The 16,822-nt window shown below is 63.3% G+C and carries 14 protein-coding genes; 8 read left to right on the forward strand and 6 right to left on the reverse strand.

From position 1 onward, the window contains the following. The first annotated feature begins 2 nt into the window (after positions 1 to 2). Positions 3 to 917 (forward strand): thiamine-phosphate kinase, encoded by a 915-nt coding sequence (gene thiL, locus DI606_RS02560; RefSeq protein ID WP_293979600.1) that lies wholly within the window; start codon positions 3 to 5, stop codon positions 915 to 917. Here the strand turns inward: thiL and DI606_RS02565 are convergent. Together DI606_RS02565 and DI606_RS02570 are read right to left on the reverse strand one after the other, a co-directional pair. Continuing rightward, the gene (locus DI606_RS02565) at positions 914 to 1,543 is read right to left on the reverse strand and encodes a DUF1345 domain-containing protein (RefSeq protein ID WP_293979601.1); all 630 of its coding nucleotides are present in this window, start codon (positions 1,541 to 1,543) and stop codon (positions 914 to 916) included. The genes thiL and DI606_RS02565 overlap by 4 nt on opposite strands. A 42-nt stretch (positions 1,544 to 1,585) precedes the next feature. Beyond that, the gene (locus DI606_RS02570) at positions 1,586 to 2,155 is read right to left on the reverse strand and encodes a peptidase S14 (protein WP_293979603.1); all 570 of its coding nucleotides are present in this window, start codon (positions 2,153 to 2,155) and stop codon (positions 1,586 to 1,588) included. A gap of 138 nt (positions 2,156 to 2,293) precedes the next feature. Here DI606_RS02570 and ruvA point away from each other — a divergent pair, with 138 nt between their 5' ends. The 3 genes from ruvA (at position 2,294) to DI606_RS02585 (ending at position 5,805) form a co-directional block, all read left to right on the forward strand. After that, positions 2,294 to 2,902, forward strand: a complete 609-nt coding sequence (gene ruvA / locus DI606_RS02575) for a Holliday junction branch migration protein RuvA (protein ID WP_293979537.1) — start codon at positions 2,294 to 2,296, stop codon at positions 2,900 to 2,902. Beyond that, positions 2,899 to 3,921, forward strand: coding sequence for a Holliday junction branch migration DNA helicase RuvB (gene ruvB / locus DI606_RS02580; protein WP_293979539.1), 1,023 nt, complete (start codon positions 2,899 to 2,901; stop codon positions 3,919 to 3,921). The genes ruvA and ruvB overlap by 4 nt, the downstream gene beginning before the upstream one ends. A 141-nt stretch (positions 3,922 to 4,062) precedes the next feature. Continuing rightward, complete coding sequence (locus DI606_RS02585) at positions 4,063 to 5,805, forward strand: long-chain fatty acid--CoA ligase (RefSeq protein ID WP_293979604.1); 1,743 nt, start codon at positions 4,063 to 4,065, stop codon at positions 5,803 to 5,805. A gap of 19 nt (positions 5,806 to 5,824) precedes the next feature. Here the strand turns inward: DI606_RS02585 and uvrB are convergent, their stop codons facing one another. Beyond that, positions 5,825 to 8,008 (reverse strand): excinuclease ABC subunit UvrB, encoded by a 2,184-nt coding sequence (gene uvrB / locus DI606_RS02590; protein ID WP_293979540.1) that lies wholly within the window; start codon positions 8,006 to 8,008, stop codon positions 5,825 to 5,827. 53 nt (positions 8,009 to 8,061) lie between these two features. Between uvrB and DI606_RS02595 the strand changes: the two genes are divergently transcribed. From DI606_RS02595 to DI606_RS02605, 3 genes are all read left to right on the forward strand, one after another. After that, positions 8,062 to 8,610 carry a DUF3617 domain-containing protein gene (locus tag DI606_RS02595; protein ID WP_293979542.1) on the forward strand — a complete coding sequence of 183 codons (549 nt, stop codon included), beginning with the start codon at positions 8,062 to 8,064 and terminating at the stop codon, positions 8,608 to 8,610. Between the two features lie 46 nt (positions 8,611 to 8,656). Next, a complete protein-coding gene (locus DI606_RS02600) occupies positions 8,657 to 8,953 on the forward strand; it encodes an HNH endonuclease (RefSeq protein ID WP_293979544.1) in 297 nt (98 codons plus the stop codon). Positions 8,954 to 9,027: 74 nt separating this feature from the next. Continuing rightward, the gene (locus DI606_RS02605) at positions 9,028 to 9,534 is read left to right on the forward strand and encodes a DUF3617 domain-containing protein (RefSeq protein WP_293979605.1); all 507 of its coding nucleotides are present in this window, start codon (positions 9,028 to 9,030) and stop codon (positions 9,532 to 9,534) included. A gap of 5 nt (positions 9,535 to 9,539) precedes the next feature. Here DI606_RS02605 and DI606_RS02610 read toward each other — a convergent pair whose 3' ends face one another. Beyond that, complete coding sequence (locus DI606_RS02610; RefSeq protein ID WP_293979545.1) at positions 9,540 to 10,778, reverse strand: MBL fold metallo-hydrolase; 1,239 nt, start codon at positions 10,776 to 10,778, stop codon at positions 9,540 to 9,542. Positions 10,779 to 10,850: 72 nt separating this feature from the next. Further along, positions 10,851 to 12,212 carry a methyl-accepting chemotaxis protein gene (locus tag DI606_RS02615; RefSeq protein WP_293979546.1) on the reverse strand — a complete coding sequence of 454 codons (1,362 nt, stop codon included), beginning with the start codon at positions 12,210 to 12,212 and terminating at the stop codon, positions 10,851 to 10,853. 449 nt (positions 12,213 to 12,661) lie between these two features. Between DI606_RS02615 and DI606_RS02620 the strand changes: the two genes are divergently transcribed. Further along, complete coding sequence (locus DI606_RS02620; protein ID WP_293979607.1) at positions 12,662 to 14,929, forward strand: TonB-dependent receptor; 2,268 nt, start codon at positions 12,662 to 12,664, stop codon at positions 14,927 to 14,929. A 123-nt stretch (positions 14,930 to 15,052) separates the two neighbouring features. Here the strand turns inward: DI606_RS02620 and DI606_RS02625 are convergent, their stop codons facing one another. Then, complete coding sequence (locus DI606_RS02625) at positions 15,053 to 16,573, reverse strand: fumarate hydratase (protein ID WP_293979548.1); 1,521 nt, start codon at positions 16,571 to 16,573, stop codon at positions 15,053 to 15,055. Positions 16,574 to 16,822 lie beyond the last annotated feature (249 nt).

Below are 16,822 nucleotides of genomic sequence, written 5' to 3' on the forward strand. Positions count from 1 at the left end.
TGATGGCGGATGAACAGGATTTTCTCGCACGTCTGCGCAGCCGGGCGACTCACGACGCGGCGCGGGGGTTGCTGGACGATGTCGCTTTGCTGACGGTTGCCGATGCGCGACTCGTCTTAACGAGCGACACGATCGTGGAGGGGGTCCATTATCTGCCGGACGATCCGCCGCAGGATATCGGCTGGAAACTGGCGGCGGTGAACCTTTCCGATCTGGCGGCCAAGGGCGCGCGGCCTGTGGCATGCCTCCTCAATTACAGCCTGTCGGGCGAAGGGGCATGGGATGCCGCTTTTCTGGACGGCCTGCACGCCGCGCTCGACCGATATGCCATGCCGCTGGTCGGCGGCGATACGGTGAAGATGCCGTTGGGTTCGGCGCGCAGCTACAGCCTGACCGCCATCGGCGAGGCGCCGGACATCGTCCCGACGCGATCGGGTGCGCGGGCGGGGGATCGGCTCTATGTGACGGGGCCGGTCGGCGACGCTGGTGTCGGCCTCGACCTCTTGCGCGACGATCCGGGCGCGTCCGGTCCGCTGGTCGAAGCCTATCGCCGGCCTCGCCCGCGTCTGGCCGAGGGCGCGTTGCTGGCACCGCTCGTCGATGCGATGATGGACGTATCGGATGGCCTGCTGATCGACGCGTCGCGCATGGCGCAGGCGAGCGGGGTCGGGATCGTCATCGACCATATCCCCCTGTCGTCCGCCATGGAACAGACGAGGGGGGCAAGCGTCGCGATCCAGATGGCGGCGGCACAGGCGGGCGACGATTATGAACTGCTCTTCGCCCTGTCGCGTGGCATCGCTCCGCCGGTTCGAGCCATCGCGGTGGGCGAGGTGGTGGACGGCACCGCCCTTTCGCTGCGCATCGACGGCGTGAATATGCCCCTGCCCGACCGGCTGGGATGGAGCCACGGCTAGCCCGCGCCGCCCAGAACGTTGATCGTGAAGGCGAGGATGCCGAGGTTGAACAGGAACGCAGCGAAGCAGTGGAACAGCGCTGCTCGCCGCACCGCGGTGCTGGTCATCGCCACATCCGAGGTCTGGAACGTCATCCCCAGCGTGAAGGCGAAATACAGAAAGTCCCAGTAGCCCGGTTCCTTCGTCTCGGGAAAATCGATGCCGCCGCCATCATGTCCCCTCGCATCGGGCAGATAGAAGACATGGGCATAATGCATCGCATAGACGAGATTGGAGAAAATCCATGCGATGAGCAATGTCGCCAGCAGCAGCGCGATGGAGGCTGCGTCCGGCCCGCCATGCTGGCTCACCGCCGCGCCCACCGCTACCAGGATAACGAGCGATACGATCCCCGTCATCAGCAGCATCAACTGCCGGTTCGCATCGTTTGCCGCCGCCTTGCGCCGCATTTCGTCAGGCTTGGCGTCGATCAGCGGGGCGACCGAACCGATGAAGGCGAGTGCAGCGATATCGAACCCCGCCATCACCGCCTCATGCCATGGCAGAAGCAGCGCAAAAGGCATGGTGAGAGCCAGCAGCACCAGGAATAGTCCGTAGCGCCAGGGCAGAAGGGAGGATGTGCGCATCGCGATGGATGAAAGGCGCAATCGGACCGCTTGGCAAGGCTTTTACAACACTGCCGCAACCAACCCCCGCGCCTGCGCCTCATTGGCTTCCAGATACCAGTTTTCCGGCGCCTTCTGCATCACTTCGTCGACAGTGATGTCCGACCCCATGACAAGATTTTCAAATCCCTCATTCTGGATTTCGATGGAACACTGAATTTCGTGCAGGCTCGCCTTCAATGTCGCGATGCAGGTGCTGAGCGGGCCGGAAAGGTTGATTGTTTTGGTAATGATCCGTTCGTGGATCATCACCCGCGTTCCCCGTGTCAGATAGCGATTTTCCGTCGCGAAGAAGCTCATAAAGGTCGCGCCTGCCGAATAGACGGCAGTCTTGCCTAGGAAGACCAGCCTGCGCTGCGGGCACAGGTCCGAATGAAACCGAATGTCCTCGCCCATCATGCGCGCGATTTCGGGGTCGCCGCCCAGGGTCGATATCTCCACCACCACAACCCCTTCCTGCGGCGCACCGGCGAGGGCGCTGCGGAAATGCAGATACATCGACTGATCGACATTCCCCGACAGGCTGATGGCGGGAAACTGGAAATCCCTCGGGGTCAGGAGCGGCGCACTCATCGTCGGCATGGGCAAATCCTTGGATTTTGAAACAGATTGCGCTGCACTACGCATGGGCCGCCGAAATGTGCCGCGCTTTCTGCTGGCGTGTGGTGCAACAGGCTGTAAAGAACAGACCATGACCAGGGGGTGGCTGCGATGATCGCGAAACTGAAAGGGCTGCTCGACAGCACGGGTATCGACCATGCCATCATCGACGTGGGCGGTGTGGGCTATCATGTGGGGGCGTCTTCCCGCACTCTGGCGGCGCTCGGCACCGTAGGCGAAGCGGTGACCATCCACACCGAAATGCTGGTGGCGGAGGATTCGATCCGGCTGGTGGGCTTTGCCCGCGCCGAGGAACGTGACTGGTTCCGTCTTCTTACCCATGTTCAGGGCGTAGGATCGCGTGTGGCGCTGGCGATCCTCTCGGCGCTCGAACCGCTGGAACTGCATCGGGCGGTGGCGATGGGGGACAAGGCGATGATCGCGCGCGCGAACGGTGTCGGTCCGAAACTGGCGCAGCGCATCGTCAACGAACTGAAGGACAAGATCGGCGTTGCCCCCGCCGGGGGGCCGGTGGGTGCCGGGGGCGCGGTAGCGATGCCGGTCGGCAGCATGAGCGCCGACGCGCTTTCCGCGCTTCAGAATCTCGGCTTCAAACCCGCCGAAGCCAGCAGCGCGGTCGCTGCCGCCGAGGATGAGTTGGGCGACGGCGCCAGCCTTGACGCGCTCGTCCGCCTCGCCCTGCGGAAGGCGGCGAAGTGAACGAAGACGACCGCCTCGTGACGCCCGGTCGCCGTCCCGAGGATGTGGATGCCGCGCTGCGGCCCAAATCGCTCGACGAATTTGTCGGGCAGCAGGCCGCGCGCGAAAACCTGCGTATCTTTATCCAGGCGGCGCGATCACGCGGCGATGCCCTCGATCATGTGCTGTTCTTCGGGCCTCCGGGATTGGGCAAGACCACGCTGGCGCAGATCGTCGCCAAGGAAATGGGCGTGGGATTCCGCGCCACATCGGGACCGGTGATCGCCAAGTCGGGCGACCTCGCCGCACTGCTCACCAACCTCGACGAAGGCGACGTGCTCTTCGTGGACGAAATCCATCGCCTGAACCCGGCGGTCGAGGAGGTGCTCTACCCCGCGATGGAGGATCGCGCGCTCGACCTCATGATCGGCGAAGGACCGTCGGCCCGGTCCGTCCGCATCGATCTGCCGCGCTTCACGCTCGTGGGCGCGACCACGCGTCAGGGATTGCTCACGACGCCGCTGCGCGACCGTTTCGGCATTCCCGTCCGCCTGCAATTCTACACGGTCGAGGAACTGGAGCTGGTCGTCCGCCGCGCCGCCCGCCTGCTCGACCTGCCCATCACCTCCGACGGCGCGGTCGAGATTGCCCGCCGATCCCGCGGAACGCCGCGCATTGCGGGTCGCCTGCTGCGCCGCGTGCGCGACTTCGCAAGCGTGGCAGGTGCGCCTACCGTGGATCGCAAAGTCGCCGATGCCGCCCTTCAGCGCCTGGAAGTCGACCAGCTCGGCCTCGATCTCATGGACCGGCGCTATCTCATGATGATCGCGGATATCTACAGGGGCGGCCCGGTGGGTGTGGAAACGCTTGCCGCCGGCCTGTCGGAGGCACGCGACACCATCGAGGAAGTGATCGAACCCTATCTGATTCAGTTGGGCCTTATTGCGCGGACCGCGCGCGGGCGCTGTCTCAACGGCCCGGGCTGGAAACATCTGGGCCTCAATCCTCCCGCCAATATTCAGGACGGCCTGTTCGACTGACGTCACGCGCCCGAAAGGCATGGCCGTTACGGCAAGGCGCGGTTATAGCGTCGTGCATCGCAGGCCGCGCAGCAGACGCGCCGGAAACACCGCAGGAGTCGAGCCTTGAAGGCGATCGAGAAATTTCCCAACCTCGTCACCATGTTCTTCGCGCGCGCCGCCGAAAAAGGCGACGCTCCCTTTTTGTGGCGCAAGGAAGCGGGGCAGTGGCAACCGCTCGCCTGGTCGGAGGTCGCGCGGCAGGTGGCTTCACTGGCGGCCGCGCTGAAGGCGCAGGGGCTGCGTCCCGGCGACCCGGTGATGTTGGTGAGCGAGAATCGTCCCGAATTCTGCATCGCCGACCTCGGCATCATGGCGGCGGGCTGCGTGACGGTCCCGACCTATACGACCAACACCACGCGCGATCATCAGCATATCCTGACCGACAGCGGCGCACGCGCGGTCATCGTCTCGACCGCCAAGCTGGCACAGGCGCTGATGCCTGCCGTCGTCCGCTCCCAGGCGAGCTTCGTCATCGGGATGGAGCCGCTGCGCGGCGCGCAGGGCACGTCGGCCTGTCACCTCTGGAGCGACCTCATCGCCGCCCACCCGGCAGACGTGTCCGCGTGCGCGGCGGCACAGATCGCCCAGCGCAGCGACCTTGCCTGCATCATCTACACCAGCGGCACCGGCGGTGCGCCGCGCGGCGTGATGCAGCATCATGGCGCGATCCTCCTCAACTGCGAGGGGGCCGCGGCCGTGGTGAACGAGGATTTCGGCATTGCCGATGAAGTGTTCCTTTCCTTCCTCCCGCTCTCCCACGCCTATGAACATAGTGGCGGGCAGTTTCTGCCGATGCTGATCGGCGGACAGATCTATTATGCCGAGGGGCTGGAAAAGCTCGCCTCCAATATTGAGGAGACGCGCCCTACCATCATGGTCGTCGTCCCCCGCCTTTTTGAGGTATTGCGCGCCCGCATCATGAAGGCGATCGAGAAACAGGGGAAATTTCCCGCCTATCTTCTGGGCCAGGCGATGCGCATCGCAGCCAAGGAGCAGGCCGGCAAGGGCAGCATCCTCGACGCGCCGATGAAATTGCTGCTGTCCCGCTTGCTGGTGCCGAAAATCCGCGCCCGCTTTGGCGGTCGCATGAAGGCGCTGGTGTCGGGCGGCGCGCCGCTCAACCCCGATGTCGGCCTGTTTTTCGATGCGATGGGGCTGACGCTGTTGCAGGGCTATGGCCAGACCGAGGCAGGGCCGGTCATCAGTTGCAACCGGCCCAAGGCTGGCATAGCGATGGAAACGGTCGGTCCGCCGCTCGACGGGGTGGAAGTTCGCATCGCGGAAGACGGCGAAATTCTGGTGCGCGGTGAACTCGTCATGCACGGTTATTGGCGTAATCCGGCGGAAACGGAAAAGGCGCTCAAGGACGGCTGGCTCCACACCGGCGACATCGGAGAATTCGACGCGAAGGGCCGCATCCGCATCACCGACCGCAAGAAGGACCTGATCGTCAACGACAAGGGCGACAATGTGTCACCGCAAAAGGTCGAAGGGATGCTGACGCTCCAGAGCGAGATCGGCCAGGCAATGGTCCATGGTGACCGGCGGCCCTATCTGGTGGGCCTGATCGTACCCGACGCCGAATGGACGCGGGAGTGGGCGCAGGTTCATGGGATCGCGCCGGGAAGTGTTGCTGAAAATCCCGCCTACATGACGGCGTTGCGCGCGGCGGTGGACAGGGTGAACGCGGACCTGTCCGTCATCGAACGCGTGCGGCGCTTTATCCTGGCGGACGAGCCGTTTACCATCGAAAATGAGCAGATGACGCCCTCGATGAAGATCCGTCGGCACGTCATCCGCAGGGTCTATGAGGACCGACTGGACGCACTCTACAAGGGTTGAGGATTTCGGGCTATGTGCGTCAGCGCCCGAATTTCTTCTGCACCTTTCCGTAACGCAGCTTGCGCGTACCCGGCTTGCCCTCGGTCGCCCGTCCGCGCGGTGCGGCAACCTGCTGATCGGCGGGCAGTCCCAGCTCTTCCGCCTCCAGCTTGCGAATTTCGTCGCGGATGCGCCCGGCCTTCTCGAATTCGAGATCGGCGGCGGCGGCGCGCATCTTCTTCTCCAGATCCTCGATATACGCACGCAGATTGTGGCCGACCATGTGCGCGCGGTCGTCCAGCCCGGTGTCGACCGTGACCTGATCCCTCGACGCGACATGAGCGATGATGTCGCCGATGTCGCGTTTGATCGTGGTCGGCGTGATGCCGTGTTCCAGATTATAGGCCTGTTGCCTTTCGCGCCGACGCGACGTTTCGTTAAGCGCGCGCTCCATCGATCCGGTGATCCGGTCCGCATAGAGGATGACCCGTCCCTCGACATTGCGCGCGGCGCGCCCGATCGTCTGGATGAGCGATGTTTCGGAGCGCAGGAAGCCCTCCTTGTCCGCGTCGAGGATCGCGACCAGCCCGCATTCGGGAATGTCGAGCCCCTCACGCAGCAGATTGATGCCGATCAGCACGTCATAGACACCCAGCCGCAGATCGCGGATCAACTCGATCCGCTCCAGCGTCTCCACGTCGGAATGCATGTATCGGACCTTGATCCCCGCTTCGTGCATGAATTCGGTCAGGTCTTCGGCCATCCGCTTGGTAAGCGTGGTGACGAGCGTTCGATAACCCTGCGCCGCGACCTTGCGGCATTCGTTGATGAGGTCGTCGACCTGATCCTCGACCGGCTTGATCTCGACCGGCGGGTCGATGAGCCCGGTGGGACGGATGACCTGTTCGGAAAAGACGCCGCCGGTCTGTTCCATTTCCCACGGACCGGGCGTTGCCGACACGCTGACCGTCTGTGGCCGCATCGCGTCCCATTCGTTGAAGCGGAGCGGGCGGTTGTCGATGCAGCTCGGCAGGCGAAAGCCATATTCGGCAAGTGTGATCTTGCGTCGATGATCGCCGCGCGCCATCGCGCCGATTTGCGGCACGGTCTGATGGCTTTCGTCCACGAACAGGAGCGCGTTTTCGGGCAGATATTCGAACAGCGTCGGCGGCGGCTCGCCGGGCAGGCGACCGGTCAGGAAGCGGCTGTAATTCTCGATTCCCGCGCAGCTGCCAGTCGCGGCGATCATTTCCAGATCGAAATTGGTGCGCTGCTCCAATCGCTGCGCCTCCAGCAGCTTGCCCTCCGCCACCAGTTCCTTGAGCCGTTCTGCCAGTTCGAACCGGATCGCTTCCATCGCCTGTTTGAGCGTCGGGCCGGGGGTGACATGGTGACTGTTGGGGAAGACCTTCACATAATCGAGGCTGGCGATCTTTTTGCCGGTCAACGGGTCGAACTCGACGATATCCTCGATCTCGTTCCCGAAGAAGCTGACCCGCCAGGCGGTATCTTCGTAATGGCTGGGAAAGACTTCGAGATTGTCGCCCTTCACCCGGAAATTGCCGCGCGCAAAGCCCGCGTCGTTGCGTTTGTATTGAAGCGCGACGAGCTTGCGGATGATCTCCCGCTGGTCCTCGACCCCGCCCTTCTTCATCGAGAAGGTCATGGCCGAATAGGTTTCCACCGACCCGATGCCATAAAGGCATGACACCGACGCTACGATGATGACATCGTCGCGTTCCAGCAGCGCCCGGGTCGCCGAATGGCGCATCCGGTCGATGCTTTCGTTCACGCTCGATTCTTTTTCGATATAAGTGTCGGAGCGCGGCACATAGGCTTCGGGCTGGTAATAGTCGTAATAGCTGACGAAATATTCGACCGCGTTTTCAGGGAAGAAGCTCTTGAATTCGCCATAGAGCTGGGCGGCGAGAATCTTGTTGGGCGCAAGGATCAGAGCCGGGCGCTGCAACGCCTCGATGGTCTTGGCCATCGTGAAGGTCTTGCCCGATCCGGTGACGCCCAGCAAGACCTGATCGCGCTCGCCCTGCCGCGCAGCTGCGACCAGTTCCGCGATCGCGGTCGGCTGGTCGCCGGACGGCGCATACTCGCTCATCAGCTGGAAACGCTTCCCGCCCTCGCTCTTTTCCGGGCGCGCCGGACGATGCGGGACGAAGTTCTGGCCGGTTTCCGGCTCGGACAGATCGGTGCGAATTTGAATTGCCATCGCGCCTTGATATGGTGTGGCGGCAAAAGGGGTGCAACCGGGAGAAACAAGCGATGCGTACGACCGTCTGGACGATCATGGCCCTGGCCACGCTCCTGTCCGCATGCTCCCAGAAACCCGGCGACAAGGCGGACGACATCGCCGCGACGGACGCCATGTCCAAGGCCGAGGTCAAGGCGCAGGTCGACAAGGTGCAGTTGAAGCCCGGCCAGTGGGAAGGGCGCTTTGCGATCCAGGATATCGACATGCCGCAGATGCCGGACGGCGTGAAGGCAGAGATGAAGCGCATGATGAGCCAGCACGTGCTGCGTTACTGCGTCACGCCGGAACAGGCGGCCAATCCCAGCGGCGACATGTTTTCAGGCCAGGAGAACAAGGATTGCACCTACGGCAATTTTTCGGTGTCGGGCGGCAGGGTGAAGGGGCAGCTGTCCTGCAAGAATGGCGGAGGCACGATGAACGCCGCGATGAGCGGCACCTACGCGCCGGAAAGCTTTGCCATCGACATGGATATGAAGATGCGGGATGGCCCCCGCGACATGGCGATGACGGCGCGATCGGAAGGGAAGTGGGTGGCATCTACCTGCAACAAGCGGCCGTAAATGCGCAACGCTGTCCAACGCCGCTGAATGGCAAGATCGCCGGTGTATGGGGGCGATCCTGAACAGGCGGAGTGAAGCCGGAGCTTGCTGGCTGTGCGGACGCGATTTGGGACGCCGCGTGGAATGGCATCATCCGGTGCCCAAAAGCCGGGGTGGCCGCGCTGTCGAGCCCGTGCACCCCATCTGCCATCGTGCGATCCACGCGTCTTTCGGCAATGCCGAACTGGCGCGTTTCCATGGCGACCCGGCGGCTTTGCGGGCGCATCCCGCGGTGGCCCGCTTTCTTGCGTGGATTGCGGACAAACCACCGGATTTCCATGCGCCGACCCATCGACGCCGCTGAATTCGCTTGCGCTTTTCCGTGCCACGGTAGAGCTTCCCTGCCACGTTCCGGGACAGGGGCAAGGGAGAGGCATGATGATTAGGACGATGGTCGCGGCGCTGCCGCTGACGGCTGTGCTGGCTCTGGCGGCATGTGGCGGCGATCCCGCGCCCGCGCCGCAGGAAGAGGAAAAGCCTGTCCTGATGAAGGCAGGCGAGTGGGAACTGGCGCGCAAGACCACCGGGTATAACACGCCGACCGTCACACCCGCCGAATATCAAAAGGCGTTAAAGCAGATCGGTGAGGAAAAGATCTGCATCTCCGTCGACAAGGACGGTTTGCCCTCCGCCGACGCGATTGCGGGGGATGAAGGCAGTGGGTGCAGCTACAAGGACAAGATGGCGCGCAAGGGGCGCCTGATCGCGACACTGGGCTGCAAGGCGGGGAAGGGCACGTCCGAGATCGCGGTAGAGGGCAATTATACCGCCGAAACGCTGACGCTCGGCACCACCATGACCAAGATGGAGGACGGCAAGCCCGTTCTGCGCACCACCCACGACCTTAGCGGACGACGCGTTGGCGATTGCCCCGCTTCTCGATAGTCGCGTCAGTCCAGCGCCCGGATCGCGCGCTCGTCGCATCGCCGGGTTTCAGCCGGGACCGGACTGAAGACGGGCACGCTCAGCGCCTGTCCGATCCGCAACGGGGCGAAGCGCCGGGCGGGAATGCCCGCGCATCGCAAAGCGAGCTTCAGCATCCGTGGCGGCGTGTCCCACTGCTCGTAGGACAGACGAAACGTGCCCCAGTGGATCGGGATCGCGGTGGATGCGCCGAGGCGCTTGAACACTTCGACCGCCTGGAGCGGCCCGATATGTGCGTCCGACTGCATCTGCCCCCTCCAGAAACGGAACGCCCCGATCGGTATGAGTGCCAGCCGGATCGGACCGAAACGGCGCGCCTCATAAGGCCATCCCATGTCGCCCGCGCCGGTATCGCCTGCAAAGAAGATGTTGCCCGCCCGTGTCTCGATGACGAAGCTCGACCAGAGCGCGCGATTGCGATCCGTGCCCCAGCGGCTGCCCCAGTGATGGTTGCGCGTCACATGCACGCGATAGTCGGGGCAATGTTCATAGGCGCCGCACTGCACCACCGCATCGGGTGCAAGGCCGTTCAGGGCCGCCCCGCTGACAGATTGGCCCCAATCCAGTGCCGTCGCAGGAATATCGGCCTGCTTCAGGATCGTGTCGTTGCCGAGACTGGTGACGATCCGTGGCCGATCCCGCTCCCACAACCGTTTAAGGGTCGGCAGGTCCATATGGTCATAATGGTTATGGCTGATGACGATCAGGTCGATCCGGGGGAGGTCGCCGAAACGAATGCCGACCTGCGCTACTCGCCGGGGGCCGAAGGGCGGAAATGGGCTGGCATAGTCGGACCAGATCGGATCGGTCAGGATGTTGAGCCCGGCCGCCTGGACCAGCACCGTCGCATGACCCACCCACGTTGCGACCATCCCGCGCGGCGCTGCGAACGGAGCGGGGCGGGTGGGCTTTACCGCGATCGCGTCGGGCCAGCGCGGGCGGTCATCACGCCCAAGCAACCAACGTAGCACAAAGCCCTGCCTGCCGGTGCCCGGCGGCGCGGGCGCGCCAATTTCTCCATCGGGATTGAAGAAGCGCGAGCCGTCATAATGGCTGCCTGCCGGCCCGCGATAATAGATGCGGTCGAGGAAGGGCGGGACGATCGTGATCGCCAGGCACAACGCAACGATCAGGAACAATAGTGCGATACCCGTCCCTCGGGCGATCCGTGTCAGGCGGTGGAAGAGGGCGGCGGCGGCGGTCACCGGCCCGACATAGCGCAGCCAGCGGCGCGGGCAAGGCTCATCCAGGCGGATGGCCCAGATCAGGCCATCCGATCAGCCCTGATCGCGATAGGCCATTTGCAGGATGCCCCAGTGATGCCCCTTCACGTGGATCGACGCGATGACCTGTTTCAGCAGGATCACGTCGCCGTCGGCGGTGAGGCGGCGATAGGCCTTGATGCGGAAGGGTTTGATCGTGGTGCACTCCACGAGCGTATCCTCGCCTTCGAATATCGAGCCCTGCCGCGAATATTCCTGGTTCCATTTCACGTCGCCGGGGCGCTGGGGCTGGGCGCGTTCGGGCATGGCGATTGCGCCGAAGGCGTTGCGATCGGTGAACGTCATGCCGAACAGACCGGGATAGGCCCGTGCCATGTCCTGGCACTTGCGCGCAGCGGGGAGCATGATCGCCTGTACCGGATGGGAAAATAGCGGCGGGTTGCTGCCCGCAATCGGTTCATATTCGGCGCGCAATATCTCGGGAAGGCCGATGGTGCCTGCGTCGATGGCGGCTTCGACTGCGGCGGACACCGCCATCGCGCTTTCCAGGCAAAAGCGGATATAGGGCGAATCGGGAATATCGACGCCACTTTCCGCCAGATATTGCAGCAATTCGTTGGTGTCTTCGCTCGCGGTGAAGACACGGCCGGACAAGCGTTGCAGGCCATCGGCGTTATCGGTCGATGTGCTGGCGAGCGCGGTAAGGCCGGATCGGATTTCCCCGGCCGATCCGACCATCGAGGCAATCCGTTCGGCCACCGTCTCGCTGTTGCTCGACAGATCGAACATCAATCCGCCCAGCCGATCGACCAGCGCCTCGATATTCTTCGTGTCGTTGAGTGCGGTGCGCGCGGTCTGCGCGCCGCGCGTGATGCTTTCGAGCATGCCGCCCGCTTCGGCGGTGAGCGCGTCGATCGATTGTTCGATGGTATGAGTCGCGGCAGCGGTTTCCTGGGCCAGCTTTTTCACTTCCGACGCAACCACGGCAAATCCCCGCCCGGCATCGCCTGCGCGCGCCGCCTCGATCGTCGCATTCAGCGCGAGGAGGTTGGTCTGGCTCGCGATCCCGCTGATGACGTTGGTCACGTGCGCCACGGTCTTGAGCGCCTCGCCAAAGCCATCGAGCTTGCTGTGGACGCGGTTCACCTGTTCGATAAGGTCGACGAAATTATAGTTGGCGGCGGACAGCTGACGGCCCGAATCGTCGATGATCGCGCGCGCCGCGACCGCCTTGTGCCGCGCATCCTGGCCAGCCAGCGATACGCTGTCGCCATCGTGGGACAGTTGCGTCGCAGCACCGCTGATCGCTTCGATCGTGCGGGCCTGTTGGGTCACACGCTCGGCCAGTTCGCTGATGTCTGCCTGAAGATCGAGCGTGCGGAGCCCAAGGTCGCCAGACAATTTGGCGACCTTCATGACAGCCGTTGAAACGGCTTGCGATTGCGCTTCTTTTCCCACGCACCCATGGCTAACCCAGCGTGGTAAAGGAAGCGTTATCGGTATGATAGCATCCCGATTCAGCCCATCGGCATGAGTATGCCGAAGAATGACGAAGCGTGGCGGGCAATGCTCGCGGTTCACCTGCGCGGCGCGACGGAGGCAGGTGTTCGGCGCGTATAACGATCGCGCACGATTGGTCGATGTCAGTCCTGGAATGTGTTGCCTGCATACAACGCACGGCAATATTTCGACATGAACGCTGCGGAGCAGGACACGACAGTCACCGTTGCGCCACAAATCGCGCCTAGCCGCCCGTCATCGACCGTCGATCGTCAGAGGGGCCACTTCATCGTGACGGCGGACCGACCCTGTCATTGTATGAGGTTCCTGTCGTGACTTTCTCCCACACCGGCCGCGCGCTGCTGATGCTTTCTTCCGCGCTTGTCGCTGCGCCTTTCGTCACCGCCGCCCGCGCGCAGGACAGCGCCGCCAGCGCGCCTGCCGACGATCAACTCGGCGAAATCGTCGTTACCGCCGAACGCCGCTCGGAAAATCTCCAGAAGGTGCCGGTGTCGGTCGGCGTCGTTCAGGGTGATCAGCTGCGCAACTTCACCGCCGGCGGCGGCGACATCCTCGAACTGGCGGCTCGCGTGCCGGGGCTCTACGCCGAAACCACCACGGGCCGTATCTTCCCGCGCTTCTACATTCGTGGCCTCGGCAACATCGACTTCTACCTGGGCGCGTCGCAGCCGGTTTCGATCATCCAGGACGATGTCGTGCTGGAACATGTGGTGCTGAAATCGAACCCGGTCTTCGACGTCAACCAGGTCGAGGTTCTGCGCGGTCCGCAGGGTTCGCTCTTCGGTCGCAACACGACGGCGGGTATCATCAAGTTCGACACGATCCGCCCGACCATGGACTGGCAGGGCCGTGCGCAGGCGAGCTACGGCAGCTACAACACCGTCACCTTCGACGGCGGCGTTGGCGGGCCGATCGTTGCCGATAAGCTCGCCTTCCGCGTATCGGGCCTCTATCAGCGTCGCGACGACTGGGTGGACAACAACTACACCGGAACCAGCGCCGACGGCACAAAGCCGGGCAAGGACGTGATGGGCGGGTTCGAGGAAAAGGACGCGCGGCTCCAGCTGCTGCTCCAGCCCAGCGAAACGCTTTCGATGCTGACCAGCGTCCATGCCCGCGATTATTCCGGCACCTCGACCCTGTTCCATCGCGGCGCACTCAAGAAAGGGTCCAACGACGTGTCGGGCGAACCGCGCGGCATCGTCTCCTACGACGAAGCGAACGACAATCCGCAGGCTTACAAGAACTATGGCGCCGCGGAGCATATCGCGATCGACATGGGACCGGTCACGCTGACGTCCATCACCGCCTATGAAACCACCTCTGGCTATAGCCGGGGCGATACGGACGGCGGCGCTGCCGCCAACTATCCGGTGGCAGGGGTTCCCAATGGCTTCGGCCAAAGCCAGGGTCAGGTGCGCGATCTCGACCAGCTGAGCCAGGAAGTCCGCCTTGCCAGCAACGGCAACGACGCGTTCAAATGGCAGGTTGGCGGCATGCTGTTCGACAGCCGCGACACGACCGATTTCTACCAGCGCGCCTATTTCCTGACGACCGCCGCGCGCAACCCCAACAACTGGGTACGGTTGCGCAACAAGAATGAGAGCTGGGCGCTGTTCGGGCAGGCGAGCTACGAACTCGTCCCCGGCCTGACCATCACGGCAGGCGGTCGCTACACCAAGGACACGAAGGAAACGCGCCTCGTCCGCGCGACCGCCAATGTCGCGGGCGTTTCGAGCTACACCGGTCGTCGCTTCGTCAAGCTGACCGGCAAGGAGCCGAGCTGGGACGTAAGCGCGCTTTACGAAGTCAGCCCCGAAGTCAGCCTTTATGCCCGCGTCGCGCGCGGCTTCCGCGGGCCGACGATCCAGGGTCGTTCGGCGGTGTTCAACAGCGACTTCACCACGGCGGATTCGGAAACGATCATGTCCTATGAAGGCGGCATCAAGACGAATCTGCTGAATAACCGCCTGCGTTTCAACCTGACCGGTTTTGCCTGGAAGGTGAAGGATATCCAGCTCAACGGCAACGATGTGAACGGCAACGGCGTGCTGTTCAACGCCAAGGCGGCGAAGGCCTATGGCCTCGAAGCCGACCTCGAAGCGCGCCCGGTCGAGAATTTCACCCTGTCGGCGGGCGTCAGCCTGCTGCATAGCGAGATCGACGACAACAATGTCTATGCGCAGGTCTGTGCCCTGAACGGCGTTGTCGTCTGCACGGTGCAGGACCCGACGATCACCGTACCGGGACGCGGCGTCTTCGCGCAGATCGACGGCAACCCGCTGCCCAACGCACCCAAATACACCGCCAACATCGCCGCCCGCTATGACATCCCGCTCGGCAACGGCGGCAAGCTGTTCGCGTCGACCGACTGGAATATCCAGGGCTACACCAATTTCGTCCTCTACCGGACGAAGGAGTTCTATTCGAAGGGCGACTTCGAAGGCGGCCTCAAGGTTGGCTACACCGCGCCCGACGGTCGCTACGAAATCGCTGCTTTCGCCCGCAACATCACGAACGAAAAGAACCTCAAGGGCGTGATCGAAAATTACATGGCTGCGGTGTTCAACGAGCCGCGCATCATCGGCGTGTCGCTGAGCGGCAAAATCTAAATCACTTTCGCAAATCGGAAAAAGGCGCGCCGCTCATCGGAACGGCGCGCCTTTTCTTTCCGGTCGACATTCGAATGACATGCCCGCCCGTACGCCCGTACCTCGCGACGGGTGGGCATCGGTTCACGCCTGTTCGAGCAGCCCTTCGCGCTTGATCTTTTCCTGCCATACCAGCGGGGCGAGACGATGGACATTCTGCCCTTCGCTGTCGACCGCGACGGTGACGGGCATGTCCTCGACCGTGAATTCGTATATCGCTTCCATGCCCAGATCCTCAAAGCCTACGACCTTGGCTTCCTTGATGGCCCGCGCGACCAGATAGGCAGCGCCGCCCACTGCCATCAGATAGGCGCTCTTGTGTTTGGCGATGCTGTCCGTTGCCGCCGGGCCGCGCTCCGCCTTGCCGACGCAGGCCGCAAGGCCCTGTTCCAGCATCATGTCCATAAACTTGTCCATGCGCGTCGCCGTTGTAGGACCGGCGGGGCCGACCACTTCGTCGCGCACCGGATCGACCGGACCGACATAATAGATGACGCGTCCTTTGAAATCGACCGGCAGGCTTTCGCCGCGCTCCAGCATGTCGGCGATCCGCTTGTGCGCGGCGTCGCGTCCGGTCAGCATCTTGCCGTTCAGCAGCAGGCGGTCGCCATGCTTCCAGCTTTGCACGACTTCGGGCGTCAGCGTGTCCAGATCGACACGGATCGCTTCCTTGCTGGGTTTCCAGTCGACCTGCGGCCATTCGGACAGCTTGGGCGCTTCCAGATAGGCCGGGCCGGAACCGTCGAGCGTGAAATGCGCATGGCGCGTCGCAGCGCAATTGGGGATCATAGCAACCGGCTTGCCCGCCGCATGGCAGGGATAGTCGTAAATCTTGACGTCGAGCACGGTGGCAAGGCCGCCCAGGCCCTGCGCCCCGATGCCGAGCGCGTTGACCTTGTCGAAAATCTCGATGCGCAGTTCCTCGATCTTGTTCTGCGGCCCCCGCGCCTTCAACTCGCCCATGTCGATGGGCTCCATCAGGCTTTCCTTGGCCAGCGCCACCGCCTTTTCCGCAGTGCCACCGATGCCGATGCCCAGCATGCCGGGCGGGCACCAGCCCGCGCCCATTTGCGGTACCATATCTAGCACCCAGTCGACGATCGAATCGGATGGGTTCATCATCTTGAACTTTGTCTTGTTCTCGCTGCCGCCGCCCTTGGCCGCGACATCGACGATGACCTTGTTGCCCGGCACCATCTCGACATTGAGCACGCAAGGCGTGTTGTCCTTGGTGTTCTGGCGCGAAAAGGCCGGGTCGCGCAGGATCGAGGCACGCAGGCGATTTTCGGGGTTCAGGTAGGCGCGGCGCACGCCTTCGTCCACGACCTCCTGCATCGAACGGCTGTTGTCGTCCAGGCGGCATTCCATGCCCCATTTGACGAAGACGTTGACGATGCCGGTGTCCTGGCAAATCGGGCGATGCCCTTCCGCGCACATGCGGCTGTTGGTCAGGATTTGGGCGATGGCATCCTTCGCCGCCGGATTGGCTTCCGCCTCATAGGCTTTGCCCAGCGCGCGGATGTAATCCATCGGATGATAATAGCTGATGAACTGGAGCGCGTCGGCCACGCTCTCGATCAGGTCGGCGGTCTTGATGACGGTCATCTTGCCCATATCCCTATGTCTGCCGCCCGCCCTGCACGGCGGGGCTTTTGCACGGGCGGCTATAGGGTTTTGGGCAGGACCGTCAATGTGAGGCGTCGGCCGACGCTGCTTGCGTTCTCATTTCGCGGGAGCGTGAGGCGATATGGGGTCCTGCGCCGCGCGAGATTGGCGGGCGTCTCGATCGACGATGCATGGGTGAATCGGACGCGCACGCTTTTGCGTGGCAAGTCTCAATTTATTTTTTCTTCG

The organism is Sphingobium sp., from assembly GCF_003248505.1.
Classification (GTDB): domain Bacteria; phylum Pseudomonadota; class Alphaproteobacteria; order Sphingomonadales; family Sphingomonadaceae; genus Sphingobium.

What these genes read in the sequence shown, in the direction of transcription:
- thiL (WP_293979600.1), top strand. Translation starts at nt 3, where the DNA reads ATGGCGGATGAACAGGATTTTCTCGCACGTCTGCGCAGCCGGGCGACT.
- DI606_RS02565 (WP_293979601.1), bottom strand. Translation starts at nt 1,543, where the DNA reads ATGCGCACATCCTCCCTTCTGCCCTGGCGCTACGGACTATTCCTGGTG.
- DI606_RS02570 (WP_293979603.1), bottom strand. Translation starts at nt 2,155, where the DNA reads ATGAGTGCGCCGCTCCTGACCCCGAGGGATTTCCAGTTTCCCGCCATC.
- ruvA (WP_293979537.1), top strand. Translation starts at nt 2,294, where the DNA reads ATGATCGCGAAACTGAAAGGGCTGCTCGACAGCACGGGTATCGACCAT.
- DI606_RS02585 (WP_293979604.1), top strand. Translation starts at nt 4,063, where the DNA reads ATGTTCTTCGCGCGCGCCGCCGAAAAAGGCGACGCTCCCTTTTTGTGG.
- uvrB (WP_293979540.1), bottom strand. Translation starts at nt 8,008, where the DNA reads ATGGCAATTCAAATTCGCACCGATCTGTCCGAGCCGGAAACCGGCCAG.
- DI606_RS02595 (WP_293979542.1), top strand. Translation starts at nt 8,062, where the DNA reads ATGCGTACGACCGTCTGGACGATCATGGCCCTGGCCACGCTCCTGTCC.
- DI606_RS02600 (WP_293979544.1), top strand. Translation starts at nt 8,657, where the DNA reads ATGGGGGCGATCCTGAACAGGCGGAGTGAAGCCGGAGCTTGCTGGCTG.
- DI606_RS02605 (WP_293979605.1), top strand. Translation starts at nt 9,028, where the DNA reads ATGATTAGGACGATGGTCGCGGCGCTGCCGCTGACGGCTGTGCTGGCT.
- DI606_RS02615 (WP_293979546.1), bottom strand. Translation starts at nt 12,212, where the DNA reads ATGAAGGTCGCCAAATTGTCTGGCGACCTTGGGCTCCGCACGCTCGAT.
- DI606_RS02620 (WP_293979607.1), top strand. Translation starts at nt 12,662, where the DNA reads ATGCTTTCTTCCGCGCTTGTCGCTGCGCCTTTCGTCACCGCCGCCCGC.
- DI606_RS02625 (WP_293979548.1), bottom strand. Translation starts at nt 16,573, where the DNA reads ATGACCGTCATCAAGACCGCCGACCTGATCGAGAGCGTGGCCGACGCG.